The organism is Clostridium sp. (assembly GCF_032552055.1).
Taxonomy (GTDB): domain Bacteria; phylum Bacillota; class Clostridia; order Clostridiales; family Clostridiaceae; genus Clostridium.
Genome location: NZ_JAWGSV010000359.1, coordinates 1 through 2330, shown reverse-complemented (window position 1 = coordinate 2330; position 2330 = coordinate 1). Strand labels below are relative to the sequence as shown.

The 2330-nt window shown below is 27.4% G+C and carries 2 protein-coding genes; both read left to right on the top strand.

What is annotated here, in order from left to right:
- The first annotated feature begins 34 nt into the window (after positions 1-34).
- Positions 35-1507 (top strand): zinc ribbon domain-containing protein, encoded by a 1473-nt coding sequence (locus E6248_RS15490; RefSeq protein WP_316341665.1) that lies wholly within the window; start codon positions 35-37, stop codon positions 1505-1507.
- A gap of 40 nt (positions 1508-1547) precedes the next feature.
- On the top strand, positions 1548-2330 hold a 783-nt coding region (locus tag E6248_RS15485; protein ID WP_316341664.1), incomplete at its 3' end, for a zinc ribbon domain-containing protein.

The window sequence follows — 2330 nt, the reverse complement described above, 5'->3', positions numbered from 1 at the left end:
GTATAAATAAAATCAATTAATAAGGAGATAAAGAATGATTTGTAGGAATTGTGGAAGTGAAAATGAAGAAATAGCAAAGTTTTGTAAAAAATGTGGGACAAAGTTAATTGTGGAAGAAGTAAGTTCAGAAGAAGAGAAGATAGATGAAGAGAAAGCTCTTAGTGGACAAACTTCTGTGAAAAATAATAAACTTACATCACATCAAAATAATAAGAAAAAAAAATCCATAATTATTGGGGCAATAATAATATCTATAGTAGCTATAATGGCAATATTTATAGGAGTTAATGGATATAAAAGTGAAAATGTATCTAAAAAAGTTATTAAGAATGATTTCATGGGGAGAACAGTTAAAGTTGGATCTATGAATATAGATATTAATAAAGATAATTTAAAATCTGTAAAACTTGAAGATAAAGTAATTAAAACAGAATTTGGGATAAGAACATATGACAATAAAGGTATGATTACATTAGAGGGTGAAAAGTATAAAGTTGAGTTACCTATTGAAATTACATATATATATGATGGAAGAGATAGAAGCTGGATGCTAGGTACGAACTCAATAGATACTTTTAGTGAAGATGTACAAGTTGAAATAAAAGAAGAAGCGTCAGAAGATATAGTTAAAAAAGCTTTTATAGGTGGAGAAATTAATGGAGTAGAAATAACAGAAGAAGTTGCTAATGGATTAGTAATAGATTCTATGGAAGAAGATGAGTATGGTACAGTTATAAAGGCTTATTCAACATTAGAGAATAAGGGGAACTTTGTAACTAAAAAAATGAGTTTAGAATCAAGGGTAAGTTTTGATGGAGAAAAATGGGTTTTTGATGATAATAAAAATAGATCAAGCGAAGAGATGATTATAGTTACTCAACCTTCAGGAGAGTTAACAATTGATGAAATAAAGAAAGATTTATTAATGCTAGTTGAGGATAAGAAGTTTAGTGGGTATAAGGGATTTAATACTATTTCCGTTTCATTAGATGACATCAGTAATATAAAGGATTTAGAAGTAGATAGCATAACTAATAATAGTGGTGTGTCTTATATAATTACTGCAAATATAGCGGGTAAAAGTAATAACATGACTTTTGATGGTGATATTGAGATAACAGTTTCAGAAGATGGTTATGCATATTGTGATGCTAACTTTAATAAAATTTCAGTTGATAATCCGACAGAAGAGCAGGTAAAAGCAGCAGTAGCAGGGGAAGAGTTAAAGGTATGGATAGATAAGAATTCTAAGTATCATTTAATAACAGACAAAGATAAAGAAACATTCAAATTAAATGAAATTATAGATTATAAGGATGATGCATTTACTAAGCATGTGTACGGAAATATGACTTATACAGAGCAAGGTAAGACAATTACTTCAGATTTAATATATATGAAGATGTATTATAATACTAGTGAAAATGAATGGACAGTTTCAAAGATGGTAAGTTCAACTGATACATCATTTGCTCGTTATTATGGCAAAGATGTAATAAATAAATAAGAAAATAAAATCTAGAGATAAAATAGTGGGAGTTGATAAAATGTTTTGTATAAATTGCGGAAATCAAATGCCAGAGGGTGCTAAGTTTTGTGGAAGTTGTGGTACTAATGTTACTCAAGAGGACGGTGTAAGCACAGATAATACTAGATTAGGTAATGGGTTTGATATTAAAGAAATTATTAATGAAATAGGAACTGAAATTATTAGTTTAGTAAAGAATCCAATTAATACAGTTAAAGAAAGTAAAAACAAAAGCAATAATACTTATATGATTTTTGGATTATTATCCACAATATTAGCAGTTTTAAATGTTTATATTTTTAAGTCAGCAGTTGTTAAAACAATTGGTGGTGCAGTTGCAAGTGCTGGATTAGATTATATGCTAGAAGGGAAACATACTGGGATAATAATCAGGTTATTAATTAATAACATAGCAATTATAGCAATTGTTGCTGGAGTTATATTTTTAATATTAAATGTAATATTAAAGAAATCAAGTTTCACATACTTTGATGGATTAAAGGTATTAATAGCAGGATATTCATATTCAACTATAATTGTATTTTTAGGTACTATTATAAGTTATATATATTTACCTTTAGGTATTTCTTTAATACTAATATCAATTATTGCTTACATGATATTAGTATATGAAGGCATAAGTTCTTTTGAAATTATAGATAAGAGTGGATGCTTATACATAGTACTTGTAGTAATAGCTAGTATAATGATTATTCAATGTATGATAATTTCTAAACAAACATCTAAATTAATTGGAGAATTAAAATCAGAGTCAATGAATATTTTAGGGGATATGTTCTTT